General features: G+C 62.3%; 19 protein-coding genes. 9 read left to right on the forward strand and 10 right to left on the reverse strand.

The window, feature by feature from the left end:
* Positions 1-176: 176 nt before the first annotated feature.
* Positions 177-2,699: a TonB-dependent receptor plug domain-containing protein gene (locus ACYVM5_RS07415; protein WP_460617505.1), complete on the reverse strand. Its 2,523-nt coding sequence runs from the start codon at positions 2,697-2,699 to the stop codon at positions 177-179.
* Between the two features lie 394 nt (positions 2,700-3,093).
* Here ACYVM5_RS07415 and ACYVM5_RS07420 point away from each other — a divergent pair, with 394 nt between their 5' ends.
* Positions 3,094-4,125 carry a LacI family DNA-binding transcriptional regulator gene (locus ACYVM5_RS07420; RefSeq protein ID WP_460617506.1) on the forward strand — a complete coding sequence of 344 codons (1,032 nt, stop codon included), beginning with the start codon at positions 3,094-3,096 and terminating at the stop codon, positions 4,123-4,125.
* A 70-nt stretch (positions 4,126-4,195) separates the two neighbouring features.
* Here ACYVM5_RS07420 and ACYVM5_RS07425 read toward each other — a convergent pair whose 3' ends face one another.
* The 6 genes from ACYVM5_RS07425 to uvrA all read right to left on the reverse strand — a co-directional run bounded on the left by ACYVM5_RS07425 (position 4,196) and on the right by uvrA (position 12,444).
* A complete protein-coding gene (locus ACYVM5_RS07425; protein ID WP_460617507.1) occupies positions 4,196-5,980 on the reverse strand; it encodes a T9SS type A sorting domain-containing protein in 1,785 nt (594 codons plus the stop codon).
* Between the two features lie 254 nt (positions 5,981-6,234).
* On the reverse strand, positions 6,235-7,065 hold the full coding sequence (gene prmA, locus ACYVM5_RS07430) for a 50S ribosomal protein L11 methyltransferase (RefSeq protein WP_460617508.1): 831 nt from the start codon (positions 7,063-7,065) through the stop codon (positions 6,235-6,237).
* 121 nt (positions 7,066-7,186) lie between these two features.
* The gene (locus tag ACYVM5_RS07435; protein WP_460617509.1) at positions 7,187-7,537 is read right to left on the reverse strand and encodes a DUF6150 family protein; all 351 of its coding nucleotides are present in this window, start codon (positions 7,535-7,537) and stop codon (positions 7,187-7,189) included.
* A gap of 106 nt (positions 7,538-7,643) precedes the next feature.
* A complete protein-coding gene (tpiA, locus tag ACYVM5_RS07440; RefSeq protein ID WP_460617510.1) occupies positions 7,644-8,408 on the reverse strand; it encodes a triose-phosphate isomerase family protein in 765 nt (254 codons plus the stop codon).
* Between the two features lie 87 nt (positions 8,409-8,495).
* Positions 8,496-9,377, reverse strand: a complete 882-nt coding sequence (locus ACYVM5_RS07445; RefSeq protein ID WP_460617511.1) for a hypothetical protein — start codon at positions 9,375-9,377, stop codon at positions 8,496-8,498.
* 223 nt (positions 9,378-9,600) lie between these two features.
* Positions 9,601-12,444, reverse strand: coding sequence for an excinuclease ABC subunit UvrA (uvrA, locus tag ACYVM5_RS07450; RefSeq protein ID WP_460617512.1), 2,844 nt, complete (start codon positions 12,442-12,444; stop codon positions 9,601-9,603).
* Between the two features lie 166 nt (positions 12,445-12,610).
* Here uvrA and ACYVM5_RS07455 point away from each other — a divergent pair, with 166 nt between their 5' ends.
* The 4 genes from ACYVM5_RS07455 to ACYVM5_RS07470 all read left to right on the forward strand — a co-directional run bounded on the left by ACYVM5_RS07455 (position 12,611) and on the right by ACYVM5_RS07470 (position 17,622).
* A complete protein-coding gene (locus ACYVM5_RS07455; RefSeq protein ID WP_460617513.1) occupies positions 12,611-14,008 on the forward strand; it encodes an alpha/beta hydrolase family protein in 1,398 nt (465 codons plus the stop codon).
* A gap of 180 nt (positions 14,009-14,188) precedes the next feature.
* Positions 14,189-15,673, forward strand: a complete 1,485-nt coding sequence (locus ACYVM5_RS07460) for an alpha/beta hydrolase family protein (RefSeq protein ID WP_460617514.1) — start codon at positions 14,189-14,191, stop codon at positions 15,671-15,673.
* A 107-nt stretch (positions 15,674-15,780) separates the two neighbouring features.
* Positions 15,781-16,836 (forward strand): ComEA family DNA-binding protein, encoded by a 1,056-nt coding sequence (locus ACYVM5_RS07465; protein ID WP_460617515.1) that lies wholly within the window; start codon positions 15,781-15,783, stop codon positions 16,834-16,836.
* Positions 16,837-16,986: 150 nt separating this feature from the next.
* Positions 16,987-17,622: a nucleotidyltransferase family protein gene (locus ACYVM5_RS07470; RefSeq protein WP_460617516.1), complete on the forward strand. Its 636-nt coding sequence runs from the start codon at positions 16,987-16,989 to the stop codon at positions 17,620-17,622.
* A gap of 205 nt (positions 17,623-17,827) precedes the next feature.
* Here ACYVM5_RS07470 and ACYVM5_RS07475 read toward each other — a convergent pair whose 3' ends face one another.
* A complete protein-coding gene (locus ACYVM5_RS07475; protein ID WP_460617517.1) occupies positions 17,828-19,102 on the reverse strand; it encodes an MFS transporter in 1,275 nt (424 codons plus the stop codon).
* A 129-nt stretch (positions 19,103-19,231) separates the two neighbouring features.
* Between ACYVM5_RS07475 and ACYVM5_RS07480 the strand changes: the two genes are divergently transcribed.
* The 4 genes from ACYVM5_RS07480 (at position 19,232) to nth (ending at position 21,630) form a co-directional block, all read left to right on the forward strand.
* Entirely contained in the window at positions 19,232-19,636 is a 405-nt protein-coding gene (locus ACYVM5_RS07480) for a hypothetical protein (protein ID WP_460617518.1), read from the forward strand.
* 298 nt (positions 19,637-19,934) lie between these two features.
* The gene (locus ACYVM5_RS07485; RefSeq protein ID WP_198069106.1) at positions 19,935-20,573 is read left to right on the forward strand and encodes an RNA polymerase sigma factor; all 639 of its coding nucleotides are present in this window, start codon (positions 19,935-19,937) and stop codon (positions 20,571-20,573) included.
* Positions 20,551-20,742, forward strand: a complete 192-nt coding sequence (locus ACYVM5_RS07490) for a hypothetical protein (protein ID WP_457065254.1) — start codon at positions 20,551-20,553, stop codon at positions 20,740-20,742. Before ACYVM5_RS07485 ends, ACYVM5_RS07490 begins: the two co-directional genes overlap by 23 nt.
* A 210-nt stretch (positions 20,743-20,952) precedes the next feature.
* Positions 20,953-21,630 carry an endonuclease III domain-containing protein gene (gene nth / locus ACYVM5_RS07495; protein ID WP_460617519.1) on the forward strand — a complete coding sequence of 226 codons (678 nt, stop codon included), beginning with the start codon at positions 20,953-20,955 and terminating at the stop codon, positions 21,628-21,630.
* Between the two features lie 98 nt (positions 21,631-21,728).
* Here nth and ACYVM5_RS07500 read toward each other — a convergent pair whose 3' ends face one another.
* Together ACYVM5_RS07500 and ACYVM5_RS07505 are read right to left on the reverse strand one after the other, a co-directional pair.
* Entirely contained in the window at positions 21,729-22,931 is a 1,203-nt protein-coding gene (locus tag ACYVM5_RS07500) for a glycosyltransferase family 4 protein (protein WP_460617520.1), read from the reverse strand.
* 87 nt (positions 22,932-23,018) lie between these two features.
* On the reverse strand, positions 23,019-24,041 hold the full coding sequence (locus tag ACYVM5_RS07505) for a gliding motility protein GldB-related protein (RefSeq protein WP_460617521.1): 1,023 nt from the start codon (positions 24,039-24,041) through the stop codon (positions 23,019-23,021).
* Positions 24,042-24,071 lie beyond the last annotated feature (30 nt).

A 24,071-nucleotide genomic window follows, 5' to 3' on the forward strand; every position in this document is an offset into this window, starting at 1 on the left:
TTGCTGGCCCCGCCGACCAAGCATCTGGCGGGCGAGTTACTTGCTCCTTCATTTTATCACTTCTATCAAGCAAAAAGCCCTGCTGGAGTTTCCGGCAGAGCTTTTTGCTTACATTGGAGAGGGTGAGCCCGAGCAAATGCTTCCGCAACCCAGCGGATTTCCCTTGTCACCGGGGTTTACTTCCCTTTCACAGTGAGCGTGCCGCTGCCCATGGCGGGCGCGCCGTCTAGGCTCAAGCCCTCGGCTATGGCCTGGAAGGTGCCACTGCCATCAGCCGTGAAAAAGTGTAGCTCAGCCTCGCCCTTGGCGTTGGTGCGCACGATGGGGTTCCAGTACAGGGTGCTGGTGCGCGGGTCGGCGGGCGGGTTGGTGAGCAGGGCATTATAGCGGGGCTGGTAGAACTCGCGCGCCTCGGAGAAACCGGGCATCTTCACAATGGCAATGCCCGGCGCGGGGCCTTTGTCGGCGCCCTTGTAGTTGGGGTCGGCGCGTTTGGTGTAGATGGCAATGGCCCCGCCCGCGCCGCTGCCCCCAAAAATGGCCGCCTCGGCTCCTTTGAACACCTCCACCGATTCGACGTCGTTGGCCGGCATGTTGGCAATGAAGTCGATGTCGACCCGCTGCCCGTCCAGAATAAAGAGCGGCGTGCCCACGTTCCGAATCTGAACCGATAAGTTGGGGGCTTGGCCCGTGATGACGAGGCCAGCCACGCGTCCCTGCAAAATCTGTAGCACGCTCAGGCCCGATTGCGCCGACGGAATATCGGTAAAGTCGACCACGGTGCCGCCCGTGGCCCCGTAGAGACGGCGCGGGTCGTCGGCAGGGATTTTAATGCGCTTTGCTGTCACGGCCACGTTGCCCAGAGTCACAGTGCGCATAGCGGCGCGCTCGGGGTGCAGGTCGAGCTCGGCGGACTGGGCCTGGCGGCTGCGGCGCACAAAGGCTGCCACCCCGGCCGGGGCCGCCGCCAGCGAGGGCAGCGGCGGCAGTACCTGGGCGGGAATGGCAGGGCCTTCATCGGGCCGGATAAGTACGTTGCTGCCACCCTGCGACCGCCGCGCCTGGATCGTGATAACGGCCGTGTCGACCACCGGAATGCCCACAAAACTGAAGCGGCCGTCGGCGTTAGTGGTGCCGGTGGTAATGTTTTTGGAAGGCCGCGTTTGCAGGAAGGTGAGCTGGCTGTTGGGAATGGGGCGGTTGCCGTGCTCGCTCACGACCTGGCCCACTAGGCTCAGGTCGTGCTCAGGACCGAAGCGCACCACCGGCGGCTGGCCAGCCAGTACCTGCTTCCACACAAAGCGCCGCCAGCCCTGGGTCAGCAGCAGGTCATCGAGGGCCTGGTTGGTGCCGGCCGTGGGGCTGCGGAAGTAGTAGCCGGGGTTCTCCACGTAGCCCACCAGGTCGGAGGTCAGCAGCAGGTTTGAGGCAATGGTTTCGGCATTGGGGTCAAGGGCGCTGAGGCCAGCGTCGCTCACGCCGAGCGAGAAATTGGTGGCTACCGGCTGGCCGGCGGCATCGGTCACGCGCACGGCCAGCTGCACCGGCGCGTGCGGCCCGTAGCTGAGTTGGTCGGGGGTGATGCTGATGCGCAGCCCGACCGGGCCGTTCTGAGCAAAAGCCAGCCGCTCGCACTGCGGCGTGCCTTCCGCATCGAACAGGGTGAAGTGGACGATGCCATTCGGGTAGTTTTTCTTGGGCATGCGCCAGGCAGCGGGTACATCGCCGGCTAAGGTGCGGGGGCCGGGGTAGGCCACCACGCCGCGCACCTGGGTCATCAGCTGCACGGGGCCGGGCGCGGGTGCACCGCCCACGCCCCGGTAGCGGGCTTCTACCAGAAAGTTTTCGCCACCGTCCACCACGTGCAAGGTGTAGCCGGTGGGTTGCACGGCGGGCAGGGGGTAGTCGGCGGTGCTGCCGTCGGGCATGGTGAAGTGGGCGTGGTAGCGCTGGCCGGTGCCGGGGACGAAGGCAAAACGCCCCATGCCTGCGTGACGGCTGCTGAAGGTGGGCACCACCACGGCATTTTTCTCATTCAGAATCTGGCCGCGCACGTCGAGGCCTCGGCCGCTGGCATCGGTGGCTTTGCAGGCCACCACGGCGGGCAGGCCCTCCACCAGGTAGCCACCTTCGGGCATAAACTGCACGTCGGGACGGGCGGCCGCGGCGGCGCGGGCGCGGGCGAAGGCTGTGGTGGGCGCCGCAGCCGCGCGGGGCTCCGAGCCAATGGGCGAGGCCGGCCACACACTCAGCCGGCGGCTGTACACGAACTCGTCGCCGGCGTTGCGCATCCAGTTGGTGTAGGCCCGCAGCACGTAGGTGCCAGCGGCCAGGGTGTCGGCAATGTCGAGGTCGCCGGCGGCGCGGCCACCCTGCAGGCGCAGGGTGCGGCGGGCTACCACTTGGCGCTCGGGCGAGAGCAAATCGACGTGCAGCACTTGGTTGAGCGAGTCGAGCTCGTGCCGGGACGCATCCACCACGTAGGCACTGAACCAGATGGTTTCGCCGGTGCCGTACACCGGGCGGTCGAGGTGCAGGTACACTTTTTCCTGCCGGGCGGCGGTGTAGAACTCGGCCACCTGCCGGGCTATGCGCGGCAGCAGCCCGTCTTCGGGCGGGCGCAGCCGAAACGCGGTGAGGCCAATGGCAACGGCCAGCCCGGCGGCCAGCACTCCTTTTTGCACACGCACTACTTTCATAGTTGAATTCAGTCGAAAACCGCTGGCCCACACGCACGGGCCAACCACTAGATTACCGCACAAAGATGGCGACGACATGAAGCCCGGCCTACTTCTCGGCCTGGTTTCGGGTGCCGCCAGCTGCATCAGGAGTTCTACTACCGGGGTTTTAGCTGCACCTCGGCCAGAAAATCGATACTCTTGTTATAGATTTGGCCTGCTGAAGATTTCCTGAGTGCCCACCCGGCGGCGGCCGCCACGCTCATTGGCTGGCAGCCAAGACCGGGGCGGGTTTGCCGGCAAGCCGGATGCTTGCCCAATCAGGGAACCATTCGGCCCGAAAATCCGGTAGTTAGCCGGGGGCCGTTGGCTCTGGCGGCTGCGGCCGATACTTGTACTTCCTTACCCTACGCGCTTGGACCCCGTCACCATCAAGGATATTGCGCACGCCCTGAACCTGTCGACGTCGACCGTGTCGCGGGCCCTGCGCGACAGCTACGAAATCAGCCCCGAAACCAAGCGGCTGGTGATGGAATATGCCGAGCGCCTCAACTACCGGCCCAACCCCATCGCCCTTAGCCTGAAGGGGAGCAGCAGCAAGGCCATCGCCGTCATCGTGCCCCAGATTGCGAACAACTTCTTTTCGCAGGCCATCAACGGCATCGAGGCCATTGCCTACAACCGCGGCTACCACGTCATCATCTTCCAAACCCACGAGAGCTACGAGCGCGAAGTGGCCAACGTGCAGCAGGCCGTGTCGCGCCGTGTCGACGGCCTGCTGCTCTCACTGTCCAGCGAAACCTCCGATGTGAAGCACCTCAAGGCGCTGGTCGACCAGGGCATGCCGCTGGTGCTGTTCGACCGCGTGGCGGCCGGACTGGATGTGACCCAGGTGGTAGCCGACAACTTTGGCGGGGCCTACGCCGCCACCTCGCACCTGCTGCAAACCGGCCGACGGCGCATTGCCCACCTCACCATTCCGCTCTACCTCAGCATTGCGCAGGAGCGGCTGGCCGGCTACCGCGCCGCCTTGGAGCAATACGGTGTGCCCTTCGATGAAAACCTGGTGCGTTACGGCACTTTTGGCCCCGATGAGGCCGGCACCCTCGTGGATGAGCTTCTGGCCCTGTCCTCGCCCCCCGATGCCTTCTTCACGGCCAGCGACCGGCTGGCTCTAGGCACTTTGGGGGCCTTGCGCCAGCGCGGCATCGACGTACCCGGCGAAATGGCGCTGCTCAGCTTCACCAACTCGCAGTCGGCCCATCTCCTGAACCCGCCGCTGAGCACCGTGACCCAGCCGGCCCAGGAAATCGGCCAGCTCGCCGCCGAGCGGCTCATCGAGCTCATCGAGCGCAAGCACAAAAGCACCGGCCCCAGCGTGATGAAGCTGCCCACCACGCTAGTGGTGCGCGAGTCCTCAAGCCCAGTACCGAAGCTGGTAAAATAGAAATTCAGAAACATAAAAAAGGCCTGCTGAATATTCAGCAGGCCTTTTTTATGTCAGGTTAACGCAGTGCTTACTCGTGCGCGCACTTAGCGGTGAGGCTCACGTTGGCATCGGTGTACACCAGCAGGTAGTTGCCTTTGGCCAGATTGCCGAGGCTAACGGGTGTCGAAATGCCGCCCACGGCGGGCGTGAATGTGGCCACGCGCTGGCCCACAAAATTGTAGACCGTGAGGCGGGCTTCAGCGCCGGAGCGGGGGTGCTCCACAGTCAGCTGCTCGGCGGCAGGGTTCGGAAACAGGTGCAGGGGCTCCAGTACCGCACCGGTGGGCTTGGTGGCCGTTGCCACGGCCACGAGGCCGTTGAGGTAGTTTTCGAGATTGGTGTAGCCGTTGGCGGCGATGGTCTGGCGGTCGGCGGCGTTGTTGGGGTTGAGGCCATTGGCGGCTTCGTAGGCGTCGGTCATGCCGTCGTGGTCCGAGTCGGCAGGCGCGGGGCCGCAGCTCAGTACGGGCCAGGCTACTTGCGAGGTGCTGTAGGGCGTGCCGTGCGGGAAGCCGCCCTGCACGTCGATAATGCCGCCGGTGCGGTTCTGCACGTCGTTGATAATACGTTGGTCCAGCGCATCGCGCACGGGCAGAATGCAGCCCACGCCCTGCAACACCGAAGCGTAGGCGGCCTGGGCAGTTTGGGTATTGAGGGGCGCAATGTTAAACGGCGTCAGGGCTTTCGACTGCACGGTATCGGCCAGAGTGCCGCCCTGCATGGTGGCCCCTTTCCAGTTGGCATTGGTCACGGCGGGGCTGCCGTCCACGTAGTTGCCGGCCAGGTAAACCTGGGCGTAGGGCAGTAGCGGGGCCGAAGTCTGCTTATAGGGATTCACCACTTTAAAGCGGGCACCGGACGATGTGGCCGGCCCCGACTTGTAGTAGTTGTTCACCATGTTGTAGTTGCCGCCCTCGCCGCCGTACACGTTGTTGGAGCCCCAGTCATAGATGACGTTGTTGCGAAAATCGCAGTTCTCCGAGCCGATGGCCGCGCCGTAGCGGGTGCCGTTCCAGCGCGGGGTACGGCTGTTGCAGTGCGCAAACAAGTTGTGGTGAAACGAGGCCCGCCGGCCGCCCCAGATGCCGCCGTAGCCGTGGCGCTCGTAGTCAGTATCACCCGTTTCAAAGTGGTAAGAGTAGTTCAACGGCTCCGAAATCAGGTTCCATTGCAGGGTCATCGAGTCGGTGGCCGCGCCGTAGAACGTGAAGGCTTCGTCGTCGCTCCAGCTCATGGTGCAGTGGTCGATGACAATGTTTTTGCGCTCCTGCATGCTGAAGGCGTCGTCGTCGCCGCTGCCATTCAGGGGGTTGCCGTTGGCATCCACCAGCTTCTGGTACTGGTCGCCGAGGCGGAAGCGCACAAAGCGCACAATCACGTTGTCGCCACTCACCGATACCTGCCGGTCGGCCAGGCAAATGCCGTCGCCGGGCGCGGTCTGGCCCGCGATGGTGGTGTTGCGCGGAATGTTTAGCCGCGCCGTGAGGTGAATGGTGCCGCACACCCGAAACACAATGGTGCGGTACGGCGCCACTGAACTCGACTGGCTCAGCGCATAGCGTAGCGTGCCCTGTGTGTTGGTATCGGCCAGGCTCGTCACCTCATACACCGTGGTGGGCGTGGCCGCCCGGCCCCGGCCGCCGCTCACAAACCGCCCCGCCCCTTCCACGCCTGGAAAGGACAACTGCTGCGCCTGCACCGGTGCGCTAACAGCCAGGCCAGCCACCGTGGCCAGCAGCCCGAGGCCAACCCGCGCTGCCTGCCGGCCGGATGCAAAATGAAGCGAAGAAAAACGAGCGGCGAGAGAAGTCATTGCGGGAAATTTGGGAGTCCGATTAAGAAATAGTCCAAGCCTACAGCTCCGCAGTGGTAGCAGTAGGCAGGTAATTCCGTATGATAATATTACGGCCGCAATGGCCCGTAATATGCCGCCAAGGCCCTTTTTATTCGCGCAATCGTTGCCGGGAACGATGTCATTCAGCTTTCCTGACACTCTGCCCGTCCCGCCCAAACGCAAAACGTCCTGCTTCGGCACCGAAGCAGGACGCTCTTTTCGTATCACTCTCCCTATTCCTTCTCGAACACGGCCGACACCCAGCTGCGCAGCGTGCGGTGGCGTTGGTAGCGCAAGCCGTGCTTGCTGGCCTCGGCCTGGATTTTGGGCAGGTCTTCCTCGTAGAAGCCGCTGAACAGAATGGGCCGGCCGCTGGGCAGCAGGCGGGCGTATTCGTGCATGTCTTCCAGCAGCACGTTGCGGTTGATGTTGGCTAGGATGAGGTCGAACGGCTCCTCGTTGGCAAGAGTTTCCACGCCGCCCAGGCGGCACTCGATGCCGTGGTAGTTGTTTTCAGCGGCGTTGTCGCGGGCGTTTTCCACGGTCCAGGGCTCGGTGTCGACGGCCAGCACCTGCCGGGCGCCCAGCATTTCGGCCATGATGGCCAGAATGCCGGTGCCGGTGCCCATGTCCAGCACGCGCAGGCCTTTGTGGTCCACATCGAGTTGGTTTTCAATCATCAGCGCCGTGGTTTCGTGGTGGCCCGTGCCGAACGACATGCGCGGCATTATCACAATGTCGTAGTCGACGCCGGCCGGCTCGGGGTGGAAAGGCGCGCGCACCGACACGCGGTCGGCGATGATGAGGGGCTGGAAGTTCTTCTCCCACTCGGCGTTCCAGTTCTGCCGGGTGATGACGCGGTGCGAGTGGCTGAGTTCGCCCTGGCCCTCGTAGCGGCTCATGACTTCGGCCACCGCATCAGGATTGAAAATATCCTCGGTGGTGTAGGCGCGGAAGCCTTCGTCGGTGTCCTCAAAGGTGTCGAAACCCACTTCGGCCAGCTCGGCCACCAGAATGTCGGCCAGCTCGCGCGGGGCTTCGACGGTCAGTTCAATAAAATCCACTTCGTTTAGTTATGAGTTAAGAGTCAGGAGTTAAGAGTTGACAAGTGTGATTCAAAAGCTTTGAATTGACGGCATTTACCGTTTTCAACTCCTGACTTTTAACTCTCAACCCTTAACTCCCCTAATTGGTCTTGCAGCCGGCGAAGGAGCGCACTGTGGTGTAGTGAATGCTGAAATCGGCGCGGCTGCGGTCCGTGACGACCAGCAGCACGTAGTCGGCAAAGTCGCGGGCGGGCGCATCGGCCCACAGGCCGGCCTTATCGGCAAACAGCTTGTTGTTCTCCTTGAAAATCAGCACATCGGCAAAGGCTTCTTCCGGCTCTACGTACACCGTACCGTAGCAGTAGCTGCGCCGCCCGGGGTCGGTTTCGAGGTACACCGAGCCGAATATTTTGCACGGCTCCAGCGGGCCGGCGGCCGGGCTTTTGGCGGGCAGCAGGGCCAGCAGGAGGGTGAGGATGAAGGAAAGCATTCGGAAGTAGTTGCGTTTTGAAGGTTGAGGGTTGAGCGCAGAATGTCAAATGCAATGCCGAGTTGTGCATTCAACCCAACACTCAACCCTAAAATTTCAACCCTGCTTAAAACGAGCGGATAATCGTCGTGAAGTCGGCCGCTTTCAGGGCCGCACCGCCGATGAGGCCGCCGTCCACGTCGGGCTGCGAAAACAGCTCTTTGGCGTTCTGCGCGTTGGCCGAGCCGCCGTAGAGAATGGTGGTATCGAGGGCGGCCTGGGCGTCGTAGGCGCGGGCAATCTGCTCGCGGATGAAGGCATGCACTTCCTGCGCCTGAGCGCTGGTGGCGGTGCGGCCCGTGCCAATGGCCCAGATGGGCTCGTAGGCAATTACCACTTGGGCAAACTCCTCGTTGCTGAGGTGGAACAGGCCGTCGGTGAGCTGCTTGCCAATGTAGCTAAACGTCTCGTCGGCCTCGCGGGTGTCCAGTGACTCGCCCACGCAGAAGATGGGCTTGAGGCCGGCGGCCAGGGCGGCTTTCAGCTTCTGGCCCAGCAATTCATCGTCTTCGCGGAAATACTGGCGACGCTCCGAATGGCCCAGAATCACGTATTCGCAGCCCACCGAAGCCAGCATTTTAGCCGAAACTTCGCCGGTGAAAGCACCGCTTTCTTTTTGGTGGCAGTTCTGGGCGCCGAGGTGAAAATTGGAGGATTGGGGCAGTTGCTGGCCCACGCCGTGCAGGAACGGAAACGGCGGGCAAATGACGACGGTGGGCGCATTAGCGTCGCCAGCTTCGCCGGCCAGGCTGGTGATTTCGCCTACCAGGGCCAAGGCCTCGGGGTAGGTCAGGTTCATTTTCCAGTTGCCGGCAACAAGTTTTTGGCGCATAATCGAGCGGGTCAGGTATGGGGGTTGGGACTAGCCACAAAGCTACGGGCCAAACCGCCGGCTGCGTACCCACGCCGTGCCACACGGCTACTCCGTGGCGCGCATGGCGTTACGGGCCGCAATCTCGGCCTCGGCGGCGGCGGCGGCTTCGTCGCGCACCTGCCAGGGCGTTTTGCGGCCGCCCAGCCGCGAGAGTACGAAGCCTGCGATGGCCACCACGGTAGCGCCAATCAGCGCGGCCCAGCCCAGTTCGGGCACTTCGCGCAGCCGCACCACCCACACGGCTACCAACGCCCAGGCCACCACCAGCGGGAACACCATATCGCGGAATACCCGGCTCATAATCAGCCCCAATGCGACTACCACGAAAATCAGTCCCAGCGTGAGCGTAACCGTAGCGCCTTCGGCCGTTTGCCAGCCCAGCTGCCGCAGCCCAATGGTGATATTAATAACCGAAGCCACCGAAATCCAGCCCAAATACAGCGACAACGGCACGCCCGCCAGCGCCGGGGCCGCCCCCGCGAAAATGCGCCGTCGCGCCCGCCCATACGCCACCACCAGGCAGGCAAGAATAAGCAGCATTACGCCCAGGCTGGGCAAAATCAGCTCGTAAGCAAACAAAACCACCCAGGCGCCCGTGGCAATATTGGCCAGAATGAGCGGCTTAGCCAGGGCATCGGGCAGCGAAAGCCGTTGCTGAGCCGGCAGCAGCTGCCACACCGCATAGATGGTCAGGGCCAGAAAAATCAGTCCCCAGATGCTGAATGCGTAGCCCGCCGGCGTGAGCAGTGTGGGGTACTTGGCCGAAACCATGCCCATCGTTTGCCCGGCGAATGGATGGGTATTCGAATAATAGTTGAGGGCAATGTTGCCGACGATGGCCAAAGCCGTTAGCCAGCGCCAGGCCCGGCCCGTGCCCGACCGATTAGCGGCAGCGTAGTGGTCCGGAGGCGTTGTAGCGGTGGGCATAATCACGGGGTGGGGTGAGAGGGGCGGCGAACTTACGTATTAATCTTTGCGCATGTTAATCTTTGCGCATGGTTCTACGTTTTTTAGCCGGCTCCGATTCACGCGCGGCAGCTCGCAGCCATAGCATTGCCGGCCAACGCGTTGGCCGCTTCCTGCTTAACAAACCGGCCCAACTGCGATAGTACAGTTGGGCCGGGTATTCAGTTGTTTTGCTACCAACAGCTTAGGAAACCTTTTCCGCTAGAAAACGGGCCGTGTGATTGGTGTCTTTCAGCTGCACCATGTCTTCGGGCGTGCCTTCGAAGAGTAGGTGGCCGCCGTTGAGGCCGCCTTCAGGACCGAGGTCGATAATCCAGTCGGCACACTTGATGATGTCGATGTTGTGCTCGATGATGAGGACAGAATTGCCCTGTTCGATAAGCGCATTCAGCGCGCCCAGCAGCTTGGCAATATCGTGGAAGTGCAAGCCGGTGCTGGGCTCGTCGAAGATGAACAGGATTTTATCCTGCTGAAGCGTAGCGCCTTTGGTGAGGAAGCTGGCCAGCTTCACGCGCTGGGCCTCGCCGCCGCTCAGCGTGTTGGCCGACTGCCCGAGGCGGATGTAGCCCAGGCCCACGTCTTCCAGCGGCTTGAGGCGCTCGGCCACTTTGGGCTGGCTCTGGAAGAACTGAACGGCATCCGAAACCGTCATTTCCAGCACCTCGTCAATGCCTTTGTCCTGGAACTTGATTTCCAGAATGTCCTGCTTGAACTTGTGGCCGCCGCAGCCCTCGCAGGTCAGGTAAATGTCGGCCATGAACTGCATCTCGATTTTTACCTGGCCTTCGCCCTGGCATACTTCGCAGCGCCCGCCGTCCACGTTGAAGGAGAAGTGCGACGGCTTCAGGCCCCGCGCCTTGGCCAGCGGCTGCTCCGAAAACAGCGTCCGAATGGCATCGTAGGCCTTCACGTAAGTCACCGGATTCGAGCGCGACGACTTGCCGATGGGGTTCTGGTCCACGAACTCAACATGCGTCACCTGCCCGTTCACGCCGGTGAGGCGGTCGAATTTGCCGGTGCTTTCGCCCGCGCCGCCGCCCAGCATCTTCATCAGGGCCGGGGCCAGAATGCGCTTGATGAGCGTGGATTTGCCCGAGCCGGATACGCCGGTGACGACGGTCATTACGCCCAGCGGCAGCTTCACGCTCACGTTTTTTAGGTTGTTTTCGCGGGCACCGGTTAGCTCCAGCGCGTTGCGCCAAGGGCGGCGCACGGCGGGCACGGGCACTTCCATGCGGCCACTCAGGTACTGACCGGTGTAGGTTTCGGTGTCCTGTAGTAGTTGCTCCATTGTGCCCTGAAACATCAGGTTGCCGCCGCCGCTGCCGGCTTCGGGGCCGATGTCGATAATCTGGTCGGCGGCCTCCATCATCTTCTCCTCGTGCTCCACCACCACCACGGTGTTGCCGAGCTGCTGCAACGAGCGCAGCACGCCGATAAGCTGCTCTGCATCCTTGGGGTGCAGGCCGATACTAGGTTCATCCAACACGTACATCGAGCCCACCAGCGCCGAGCCCAGCGACGTAGCCAGCGAAATGCGCTGGCTCTCGCCGCCGCTCAGCGTGTTACTCAAACGGTTCAAGGTCAAATACCCTAATCCCACACGGTTGAGGTATCCGAGGCGGTTGGTGATTTCCGTCACGAGGCGCTCGGCCACTTTGGCGTCGTGCTCGCTCAGGCCCATATTCTCGAAGAATTTCAGCGCTTCCGAGATGGGCAGCAGCACGATGTCGGCAATGCTTTTCCCGTCAATTCGCACGTATTGCGCGTCTTTGCGCAGGCGGGTGCCGCGGCAGTCGGGGCAAGTGGTGCGGCCCCGGTAGCGGCTTTGCAGCACGCGGTACTGGATTTTGTGGGTCTGCTCGGCCACCCATTTGAAGTATTTGTCGAGGCCGTCGAAGAACTTGTTGCCGGTCCAGAGCAGGCGCTGCTCGGCTTCGCTCAACTCATTATAAGGCCGGTGAATGGGGAAGTCGAAGCGGATGCCATTTTTCAACAGCGGCTTCAGCCACTCGCCCTGCTTCTCGGTGCGCCAGGGCGCAATGGCGCCTTCGTACACCGTCATGCTCTTATCCGGAATCACCAAATCCTCGTCAATGCCCAGCACCGAGCCGAAGCCTTCGCAGGTCTGGCAAGCGCCGTAGGGGTTATTGAAGGAGAAAAAGTTGACGCTGGGTTCTTCAAACGTCATTCCGTCCAGCTCGAACTTATCGGAGAATGTGCGGACGTCGTCGCCGTTCAGGTGCACCACGCAAGTGCCGTGGCCCTCAAAAAATGCGGTTTGCACCGAGTCCGACAGGCGGAACAGCAGGTCTTCATCATCGGGGCGCAGCACGGCGCGGTCCACCATGATGTACACGTTGCCCTTCACCTCGGGCTGGCCCTCGCCTATCAGGTCTTCAATCTGGGAAGTCACGCCGTCCACCACCACGCGGCTGTAGCCTTTTTGCAGCAGCAAATCCAGCTCCTTGCTCATGGCCCGCGTCTTGTCGGGGCGGTGCAGGGGGGCCAGAATCATGGCCTTGGTTCCCTCCGGCTGGGCGGCCAGGAAATCGACCACGTCGGCCACATTATCCTTGCGCACCTGCTCGCCGCTGACGGGCGAAAACGTCTTGCCCACCCGCGCAAACAGCAGCTTGAGGTAGTCGTAAATCTCGGTGCTGGTGCCCACCGTCGAGCGGTTGTTCTTGATGCTGACCTTCTGCTCGATGGCAATGGCCGGCGAAATGCCCCGGATGTAGTCCACGTCGGGCTTGTCCATGCGGCCCAGAAATTGCCGAGCGTAGCTGCTCAGGCTTTCCACGTACATGCGCTGACCCTCAGCATACAGCGTATCGAAGGCGAGGCTGGATTTGCCCGAGCCCGAGAGGCCCGTGACGACGATAAACTGGTTGCGCGGCAGGGCCACGCTGAGGTTTTTGAGGTTGTGAACCCGGGCGTTTTTGATGAGGATAAATTCGCGGGGGTCGAGATTATCAATGGCGTTGTCGGCGGGGGCCGAAACCTGCAAAGCGTCTTTTTTGGGCATAAACGAACTAACAGCGGAGAGGGGCCGGAAGGTTTCGGCAGGTGGCAATTGCTGTGGGTACGAAGGTACGGCCGGCACGAAGGCAGGAATAAATTGTTTTTCTATAATTAGAAACTTGTCTAATTATCTTCGTAACATTGCATAATCATTCATCAGCCCGCTTGCCATGCACACGCTTACCCGCTTTTTCCTTGGCACGACCGTTGCCGCGCTGCTTACTACCACCAGCGCCTGCGCTCAGGCCACCCAGCACAGCCTCACCGGCGACTGGGCGGGCACACTCGGGCCGCTGGAATTTACTGCCCACCTCACCGACCCGGCCGGCGGACCGCGCACGGCCACACTGGATATCCCGGCCCAACACGCTAACGGACTGGCAATGCAGTTCACCGCGCCGGCCGACAGCGTGTACCTGCGCCTGCGCCAACCGGCCGCGCAGTTCGCCGGCCGCCGCTCCGCCGACGGACAGCGCTTGGAGGGCGAGTGGCAGCAGGGCTTGCGCTCGTTCCCGCTCACGCTCAGCCGCGCCGCCGCTGGCACGACCAAGTCTGCAGCCGCGCCGCGCCCTCAAACGCCGCAGCCGCCTTTCCCTTACCAGTCGGCCGAAGTCAGCTTTAAAAACGAGAAGGCTGGCATAACGCTGGCCGGCACCTACACCGTGCCCGCCGACATGGGGCCGTTTCCGGCCGTGGTGCTGCTCACCGGCTCGGGGCCCGAGGACCGCAACGAAACCATCCTCGGCCACCAGCCCTTCGCCGTGCTGGCCGACTACCTCACCCGCCACGGCATCGCCGTGCTCCGCTTCGACGACCGGGGCGTGGGCCAGAGCGGCGGTACGCTGGCCGGCACCACCAGCGCCGACTATACCACCGATGCCCAGGCCGCACTGGCGTGGCTGCGCGCCCAGCCCGGCATCCGCAAAAACCAAGTGGGTGTAATCGGCCACAGCCAGGGCGGCACGGCAGCCATTGGGGCGGCCATTCAGCCGGCCGGGCCGGATTTTCTGGTGCTACTGGCCTCGCCGGCCCTGCCGGGTGATGAGTTGATTGTGCAGCAGTCGCTGGCCCTGGCCCGCCTGCAGACTTCGGACGCGGCCCAACTGGCAACTACCGAAAAGCTGCAACGCACCATGACGCAGATTATACAGCAGAACCCCGACAATGCCCAGGCCCGCACCAAGCTGCTGGCGTATTACAACGGTATCAATCCGCAACTGGCGGCCCAGGCCGAGCCGCAACTGGCCATGCTGACCTCGCCCGACTACCGCCACCTGCTGGCCGACCGCCCGGCCCAGACGCTGGCCAAAGTGAAGTGCCCGGTGCTGGCCCTCGGCGGCAGCAAGGACCGGCAGGTGCCCGCCACCGCCAACCTGGCCGCCACCACCGCCGGCCTGAAAACCGCCGGCAACCGCGACGTGACCACGAAAGAATTGCCCGGCCTCAACCACCTCTTTCAGACCGCGCCCACCGGCAACCCGGCCGAGTATGGCACCATCGAAGAGACGTTTGCGCCCAGCGCATTGACCGTGATTGGCGACTGGATTACCCTGCATACCAAGAAGTAGCGCACTCAAAGGTTCGGCTTATTCAGTTCCCCCGACGGCCGCTTTGCAAGAGCGGCCGTCGGCATTTGCGCCCAAGGCTATAAATAGAAAATGACAATGGCAGTAAAAAACATTTGTTGTACTTTTCGACCTTGATTTGCCTTCCAACCCCGTTATCTGCCTTTTTTATATTCTGATTCCATGATAAGATTATTACTTGCTGCCTTGATTTTTCTGGGTTTGATAGCACAGGTGCCTGCCACGGCTGCGGCTCCTCCCCACACACCCACCCCGCTCAACGGCCAATGGAAAGGTCCGCTGAAGCTGCTCGGCGGCGAGATTTCCATCATCATCACCATCGTGCCGCTCACCAACGGCACCTACTACGCCGCCCTGGATGCGCCCCAGCAGCGCATCAGCCGCATGCCGGTCGAAGTGGAACTGAAGGACAACAACCTGACCCTGCGCATCGAGCAGGCCGGCAGCAGTTTCGTGGGCAAGGTGCTGGAGGACGGTGCCACCCTCAGCGGCACCTGGAAGCAGCCCGGCCTGACGGCTCCCATGGTGCTCACGCGGGCCGTGGCTTCGCCGCAGGCCGTCACCAAATTCAAAGCCACGCCGCCCTACCGCGAGTCCGATGTCACGTTCATTAATCCCGTTACTAAAAATCGGATGGGCGGCACACTCACCATCCCGGCCGGCGAGGGGCCGTTTGCGGGCGTGGTGCTGCTGTCCGACTCGGGCCCGCAAACCCGCGACGTGGACGTGAACGGCTACCGCATGTTTGGCCAGCTGGCCGACTACCTCACCCGCCACGGCATCGCCGTGCTGCGCTTTGATGACCGGGGCGTGGGCAAATCGACCGGCAGCTACGCCAGCGCCACCACCGCCGATTTTGTGACCGATGCCCAGGCCGCCATGACCTTTTTGCGCGGCCAGAAGCTGGTGGCTGCGCATCGCGTGGGCCTGCTCGGGCACGGCGAAGGGGCCAACGTGGCGCTGCTGGCCGCCGCCGCGCCGGGCCGCGCGCCGGCTTTTGTGGTGTCGTTGGCCGGCTACGGGCAGCTCGGAAATGAGGTATTGCGCCGCCAGCAGGGCGAAATCATGCGCCTGATTGGGGCCGACCCTTCGCAGGTGAAAGCCGCTCAGGACGTGTACCAGCGCACGGTGGACGTCATCCGCCAGACGCCCGACAACGCCGTGGCCCGTCCTAAAGTAGCCTCGCTGCTGCTGGGAGCTAACATGGGCGTCGATGCCAGCATGGCCCGCGCCCGCGCCGTGCAGCTCACCTCGCCGTGGTCGCGCTATTTTTTTGATTTCGACCCGCAGGCCAAGCTGCCCAACGTGCAATGCGCGGTGCTGCTGCTCAATGGCACTTCCGATTTGCAGGTTTCGGCCAAGCGCAACATGGTGCCGCTCTACAAGGCCCTGCGCCGCTCCAAGCGCACGGCGGCGGAGTATAAGCTCGACGGAATCAACCACTTATTCCAGCCCGCCCCGGCCCAGTGGCCGATGATTAACGGCGTGCAGCAAGCCGTTTTCTCGCCCGAAGGCCTGAAAATCATCCACGCCTGGGTGGCCCAGGAAACCCGCCCGCCCGGCGACCCGCTCCCCGTGACGGTGAAGCGCCCCGCCACCCAGCGCAAGGCCAGCCGCACGCCCAGCCTCAGCCGGGCCCGTAGCTAACTGGTTAAATAATTCGGCGTTACCATCGTTTTGCCTATACTTGCCCCCGCAAGTCGGGCTGCCTTCCCGTACCCGGTGGCTTGCGGTTTTTCACACTCCTCTACCCGATGGCTGCTCTACCCCCGCCGCGCCCAGGCTGGTCCTGGCTCAATTCGCGTCCCATTCGCTGGGTGCGCCACTATTTCGGCTATTCGCGGGGCGAAGCGCGGGGCATGGTGGGCATTTTGCTGCTGATGCTGGGCTTCATCATTGCCCCTATGCTGTTGCGGCCGGAGCTGCCGCAGTACCTGCCCGATGCCGACCAAAAAGGCCTGAACGAGCTGGCAGCGCAGCTCAAAGAGCACCGCGCCACCGACCAGACCTACGCCAGCCGCTACCCGAAACGGGAGTATAAGAAGTTTGAGCGCAGTGGCTCGCGCTACCCCCAAGTGGCGCAGGTGAAGCTGGCCCCCTTCGACCCCAACGCCCTCACCACCGAAGGATGGGAGGCGCGGGGCGTGCCCCATTTCGTGGCCAGCCGCATTGTGAAATACCGCGAAGCCGCCGGCGGCTTCAAAGCCAAAGCGCAGGTGCAGAAAATGTACGGGCTGGCAGATTCCGTGTACCAGCGGTTGGCCCCGTTTATGCAGCTGCCCGATGCAGCGCTCAAACGCGACTACGCCGCCAGTAATAAACCCGGCCCGGACGGCAAATTCCCGCCCTTCGCCAGTGCCGATGGCGCGCCCGCCAAGTTCCCCCGCAAGCCGCGCAACCTCCAACCCTTCGACCTGAACCGGGCCGATACCACGCAGCTGATGCAGATTCGCGGCATTGGCGCGGGCCGGGCGAAGTGGGTGGTGAAGTACCGCAACCAGCTCGGCGGCTACCTGCGGGAAGACCAGCTGGACGAGATTTTTGTATTGAAAGATGCGCCCGACCTGCGCGACAGCTTAAAGAAATATACCTTCATCGCGCCCGGCTACGCCCCCCAAACGGTGAATGTGAACACCGCCAGCTTCGACGAAATGTATCTGCAGCCCTACATCGGCAAGCCCCGGGCGCGCATCATCGTGGCCTACCGGCAGCAGCACGGCCCCTTCAAAACAGTCGAGGATTTGAAGCAGATTCCCATCCTGAAGCTGGCCGACTGGGAGAAAATGCGGCCCTACCTGCGCTGTGAGTAGCGGGTTGATTGGAGATATTTCCCCCCCCCCGAAGCGCGTTAGTCTATAGCTGTAGGCAATGGCTGCATCGCAATAGGTGGTTGAACTTAGCGGGCCGGCCGAGTCCCGAACGACGGCCGCCGCCCGTTTATCAAACAAGCCATTAAAGCCATGATTTCAGCTTCAATTCCCAACACCACCGCGCCCGCTTCGGCCGGGCCGGTAGCGCTGCTGTTACTGGCCGCCGGGGCTTCCACCCGCATGGGCCGGCCCAAACAGCTCCTGCTCTACCACGGCCGCACGCTATTACGCCACGCCGCCGAAACGGCCGTGGCCAGCAGCTGCGCGCCCATCGTGCTGGTGACCGGAGCCCTGCACGAATCTCTGGTAGCCGAGGTTTCAGGCCTACCCATTCATGCTATCCACAACCCTGATTGGGAAACGGGCATGGCCTCTTCCATCCGCGCCGGCTTGGGCGCGCTGGCTGGCACCGCGCCCGTCGCCGTGCTCATTATGCTCACCGACCAGCCGTTGGTAACGCCGGAGCTGCTGCGGGAATTGATGGCCCGGCAGCAGCAAACCCAAGCGCCCGTTGTGGCCGCCACTTACGGCGATACACTGGGCGTGCCCGCCGTTTTTGCTGCGGCTAAGCTGCCGGAGCTGCTTGAGCTGCAAGGGCAGCAGGGGGCCGGGCGGCTCATTGCCAGCTATGGGGCAGCGGTGCAGCGGGTGCCCTTCCCGGAAGGCCTGCTCGATGTGGACACGCCAGCGCAATACGCGGCGCTACTGGCCCACCCCACCCAGTAGGGGCACTTCCCCTGAAATGGGGCGGAGCCTCCAGATAAACGCGCCGGGTGCTCCGCCCACCGGGCGCAAGGCTCGGCTAACGGTGCCGGGTGCTCCGCCCGGTGGGCGGAGGCCTGGGACAAACGCGCTGGGTGCTCCGCCCACGGGGCGGAGCCGCCGGACAAACGCGCCGGGTGCTCCGCCCACCGGGCGGAACCTCCATCTATTATTTGGTGCCCGATTCCAGCTTGCGCAGTTTATCAGCCCGCCAGGTGGTGATTGCCACCACCAGCAGCGTCATCAGCCCGCCAAATACCACCGAGCGCACCGTGCCCAACAGCCGCGCCGCCGTGCCGCTCTCGAAAGCCCCGATTTCATTGCTGGAACCAATGAAAATATTGTTCACGGCCGATACCCGGCCCTTCATGTACTCCGGGGTGTAGATGTGGATGAGCGTGGAGCGCACAATCACCGACACGGAATCGAACACGCCCGTGAGGAACAGCAGGAACAGCGACAGCCAGAAATTAGTAGAAAGCGCAAATGCGATGGTGGCCAGCCCAAAGCCCGCCACCGCCCACAGCAGCTTGCGCCCGGCCCGCCGCCGCAGCGGGAAATACGTCAGGAACACCGCCATCAGCACCGAGCCGATGGCCGGCGCGGCTTCCAGCTGCCCAAAGCCCTTGGCCCCCACCTTCAGAATATCCGACGCGAACACCGGCAGCAGCGCCACTGCCCCACCAAACAGCACCGCGAACATATCCAGCGACAGCGCCGCCAGCACCAGCTGGTTGCCGAAAATAAAGCGCAGCCCGCTCAGCACGCTGTCCTTCAGGTTGAGGCGCTCGCCTTCCATGGGCGGCAGCGGCCGGTTAGCAATGCGCGCAAACTGGAACAGCGCCAGCGCCAGCAGCGCCGTGCTCACCACGTAGGAATTGGTGATGCCCACCGCCGCAATCAGGTAGCCGCCAATAGCCGGCCCCAGCACCGCCGAGCCTTGGTAGGTGGTACTGTTCCAGGTAATGGCATTGGGCAGCAGCGCGCGGTCGGGCAGCAGTTGCGGCATGAAGGAAAACAGCGCCGGCCCCATGAAGCCCCGCGCCAGCCCGCTCACAAAAATCACCCCGTACAGCGGCAGCGTGTACAGCGAATCCTTCGCCAACAGATGAATGCCATACGGGCTGGCAAAGCCGGCCAGCGCCGCCGCGCACAGCACCAGCACCGCCAGCGCCACCACCACAATGTTCTTGCGGCGCATCGAATCGGCCACGTACCCTGCATACAGCGACACCACAATGCTCGGAATAGCCTCCGATAACCCAATCAGGCCCAGCGCCAGCGGGTTGTTGGTGAGGTGGTAAATCTGCCAGCTCACCACCAGTCCCTGGATGCGGGTGGCCACCGTGAGGAGCACGCGGGCCGACACCAGCCGGCGAAAATCGGGAACGCGCAGGGCCGCGTAGGGGTCGTGGGCCGGCGAAGAATCAGCAGAAGGCAGCATAAGCACACAAAACCGCCTGTGCAGCGGCCAGCGGCAAAGGTAGGCCCGCCCCGGCCGTAGCCGGTTGGTTTGGCCACCTCATTTCGCCTACCTTGCGGCCTGTCACTCACCGCGCTTCTGCCTACACTCATGCAAGATTTCGGCCTGGAAATAACACCCCGCCCCGACTTGCCGGCCATCGTAGCCCGCTGGCAGCGCGAAATCACCGAGTCGGAGCTGCAGCACGGCTACCTTGGCATCCTCGCCGCTGGCGATGCGCTGGGCTGCTGGCGCTGGCTGCTCGACCTGCGCCGCCGCGAAGAGCTAGCCACCCCAGCCCTCACCGCCTGGGTCAACGCCGAGTTCTTTCCGCAGCTCCTGCGCCGCTACCCCGCGCCCGTGCGCATTGCCTTTCTCATCTCGCCCCTGCGTGCCGCCACCGAACAGTCGGCTAGTTCCGCCGCGGCCCTCAGTGCCACTTCTCGCCCCGAGCAAGGCTACCAAACCGCCCTATTCACCGATGAAGCCACCGCCTATCATTGGCTCGCCCAATGAGCCGAAAGACAGACGGCCCAAATTTTTTACCCCTACCGGAAACTTTTTTCCAAAAAAACACCTAAACATTTTTCCTCAAAAATGCCCTAGATGAAGTTTTGAGGAAGGTTGCTCGAAATTTTCAAAAAGATTGTGGCATTTTTCCACCAATACCTATTGCGTAAGTGGATTCCCTTTCTCTACATTTGGTCTGATTCTAGCGGGGTAAAAACTACCACCGCCCGTCGCTCCCAATTTTTTTCTCGGTAACTGCATACTATGGCCTAAAGCTCTACGTTCTCCTATTCCGTAGCCCTTTATGGACCTCATGCAACCGAGCGACTCCGCGCTCATCTCGCTCTACCTGGCCGGCCAGGAATCCGCCTTCGCAATCCTGCTGGAGCGGCACCGCAGTCGTGTGTTCACGACCATCCTCCTCATCGTGCGCGATGAAGACGTGGCCGAGGACCTGTTGCAGGACACGTTCATCAAGGCCATCCACACCATGAAAAGTGGCCGCTACAACGAGGAGGGCAAGTTTGCGCCCTGGATTTGCCGCATCGCGCACAACCTGGCCATCGACTCGTTCCGTCGTGGCAAGCGCGTGCCCCACATCAGCCTCACCGATAACGAACGTTTAAACAACACCCTGACCATTGCCGACGACGGCCCGGACGATATTCTCGCCCGGGAAGAAACCCACACCCGCCTTCGGGCGTTAATCCAGGAGCTGCCCGCCGCCCAAAAGGAGGTGCTGCTCATGCGCCATTACGGCGATATGAGCTTCCAGGAAATTGCCGACGCCACCGGCGTGAGCATTAACACGGCGCTGGGCCGCATGCGCTACGCGCTGATAAACCTGCGGAAGAAAATGACCGCAAATTCCCTGCATCACTATGATTCAAACCTTACCCCATTCGACACTGCTCCAGTATGTGTACAACGAATTGCCGGTTGAAAGGCAGCGCGAGGTAGAGGAGGCATTGCAGCACGACCCGGACTTGGCCGCGACCTGCGCCGACCTCCTTTTGGCCCAGCGGGCGCTCGACGGCGTACGTCGCGAACCCCGGCCCGAAACCTCCGAGGCCATTTTGCGCTACTCGCGCACTTTCTTGAGCAAGTCCTGAGCCCCTTCAATTTCTTGTGGCGGCCGCTCCACACCCCGCGCTGGCGGAGTTAGGAGGCTAGCCAACATCGTTTCCACGGTCATGCTGAGCGCAGCCGAAGCATCTCTACCGCAGCAGTAATCCTGTCGATTGGATTTACTATTGCGGGCGAGATGCTTCGGCTGCGCTCAGCATGACCGTTTTATTTTTGCCTGATTTTCGCCCCACCGCATGACCCGCGCCAACCGCTTTCAGTACTTCCTCGACTACTTCACCACCAACTTCCCAGAGCCCAAAACCGAGCTGGCCTACGGCAACCCGTATGAGTTAATCGTGGCCGTAGTCCTCAGTGCGCAGTGCACCGACAAGCGCGTGAACCTGGTGATGCCCGCGTTGCTGGCCGAATTCCCCACTGCCGCGCACCTCGGCGCCGCCTCCGCCGATGACATTTTCCCCTTCATCCGCAGTGTTTCCTATCCAAATAACAAGGCCAAGCACCTAGCCGGCCTGGGCCGAATGCTCACCGAAGATTTCGGCGGCGAAGTACCAAGCCTGATTGATGAACTCCAGCGCCTGCCCGGCGTGGGCCGCAAAACGGCCAACGTAGTAGCATCCGTCATCTACAACCAGCCGGCCATGGCAGTTGACACCCACGTTTTCCGGGTATCGCACCGTCTGGGCCTCGTGCCGAAAACGGCCACCACGCCCCTGGCCGTGGAAAAAGCGCTGGTGCGCTACATACCCGAAGAGCTAATCAACAAAGCCCACCACTGGCTGATTTTGCACGGGCGCTACATCTGCGTGGCGCGGTCGCCGAAGTGCAGCATTTGCCCGCTGGCTCCCAGTTGCGCCTATTTCGAGAAGCATTTCGGGAAAGCCGCCGCTTATGTACCCATCCCGGCAGCATAGCGCCAACCGCTTCAAATGCGCTTTCAGCAGGATTATTAGCACACAAAGTTCAATTGCCAGTTCTAGAAAGCACAAAGCGCTTTTACTGTAGCACAAACTTAGCTGGCTGCTTTCTCCAGAATCTGCTGCACCTGGATGGCCATTTGCTGGCGGTCGAATTCCTCCCTGGCCAGGATGCGGCCTCTTGCTCCGGCCTGGGCCAACGTTTCGGGCTGACTGAGCAGTTGCTGGAGTTGCGCAGCCAGCGCCGGGGCATCACCGGCCGGCACGTACCAGCCGCAGCCGTGCTCTTCTACCAGCGCTTTAGTCCAACCTTGATTGGTAACAATTACTGGCGTGCCCACCGCCAGCGAATCATACAGCTTCGCCGGCGAGTTAGAATCCAGGACCGGCAACCCCAGAAACGAAACCACCGACACATTGGCCAGCGCAAACCAACTGAAAACTTCGTGGCGCGCCTGCCCCCGCACCAGCCGGATGCGCCCCGGCCAGCGCGCTGCCGCCGCCGCAATCAGCGGCTCGAAAAACCCGTGGCCCAGAAATAGCCACACCGCTTCCGCATCGGCCGCCACCAGCGTTTCAGCTGCTGCTACCAGCGTTGGAATATCATTGGCCCGCCCAAAAGTGCCGGCGTAAAGCACCACCCGTTTGCCAACCAGGTCCTGCGTCTGTCGTAGCTGCGCTACTGACGTGGGCGTGGCGCGGGCCGCCAGTTCCAGGTCGGTGCCATTGAGCACGGTGGTGATTTTTGCGGCCGGAATCCCCAAATCCGTCACATAGCGCGTCATATCCGGTGAGAGCGGCAGAATGTGCCGGGCGCTTTTATACAGCCGTTTCTCCAGCTGATAAAGTTGTTGCCGGGCCAGCGCCGTGGGCACGGCACCCATCGCAATGGGAAACGCCGGCCACAAATCCTGTACCTCGAACACCCACGGCACCCGCCGCCAGCGCGCCACCTGCGCCGCCGCCCAGGCAGCAGTCAGCGGCGTACTGATACCCCAAATCACGTCCGGCTTGTCAATCCGTAGCCCCTCGCGCACAGCCCAGCCGGCGTATTGTGCAAAGGCCAGCGCCCGCCGGGCTGGGCCCATTTTGTTATCGTACCGCACGTCGGCTTCGCGGATTTCCACCCCTTCCGGCACCCAGGGAAACTCCTGCGTCAGCCGCTGGCTTTTCCAGGCGGGTGTGGTCAGCAGCGTTACCCGGTGCGTTTTGGCAATGTGGGCCAGCAGCGTGTAGTGCCGGCTGGTGGCCGGGCAGTCGGGATTAGTGTGATACTGGCTGAAAACGGCGATGTGCATGGGGTCAATCAGTGACTGAGCGACGGAGTAACTGAGTGAGCAAAGACAAACGAACAGCAGTAATTACTCAATTACTCAGCCGCCCAATCACCGTTTGGGCCGATAGTGCGAATCGTTGAGAATGCGCTGGGCATTCTTCTCAGCCATCAACCGGCCCAGCGTCACGTCCGGGTGCTCGGCCACGTACTTGCGGATGATTTGCAGGCCCACCCACTGGCCCACGCGGCCGGGGCAGGTTTTATCGATTTCCGGCACGTTGGGCCGCTCGCCCACGTACTTCTGGAGGAGAAACGGCGTGGTGTTATAAAGCAGATTCTTCTCCAGGAAATGGCCCCACACCCGGCCTTCGTTGGCGTCGAGCCCAATCATTTCGCGCCGAGTGTAACCCATCAGCACCGAATCAGGGATGCAGGGAAGCACCAGACTGGCAAAATATAGCGACTTGCCGGCGTGCACCATCGCATCGAGCATAGTGTTGGCCGTCAGTTCGTGCTTATTGTACTTGCTGGCCACGTCCTGGGCCAGCAGCGGCATGAGGCCGGCTGGCGTGTAGCGGCGCAGCATGTATTGCGGTAGGTCGGGCCGCTTGCTGGCTTTGGGACCAATAAACCAGTCCAGGCTCATCACCAGCAAGCTGTCATTCACATAGATGTCTTTGGCCAAAAAGCCGCTCACGTACGTCACCGTGGGCGGTACCCGGAAATCGGGGAAGTAGTGATGCACCCGCCGAAACATCTCACCCAAGTCGTGGCGCAGCGCGGCGCTATCCGGAAAGGCTGCGGCCGTTTCCCGGCCCACTTGCTGCAACGCCGGGTTGGTAGCCAGGTGCACCAGACTACTATCCAGTTGCTTTTCCGTCGCGGGCTGGCGCTGCAAATAGTAGCGCGCAAATGCCGGGTTGGCATCCATAAACTGCTGCGCCTGCGCTGGCGTTTTCAGCTGAAAGAAGGCTAGCTCCAGGCGCTTCACCCGCACGGGAACGGCGGCGGCATCTTCGGCCGCGTCGGGGCGGCAGCCGTCAGTCGGACCGCTTTTGCAGCCGGCAAAGCCGAGGCTAATGCCTAAAAACAGGGGCAGCCAGCGCCGCCAGGCAAAATTATTCGTATTCACGCACGTTACTTTGAAGTAAAATTAGCCAAA

The organism is Hymenobacter ruber (genome assembly GCF_054783255.1).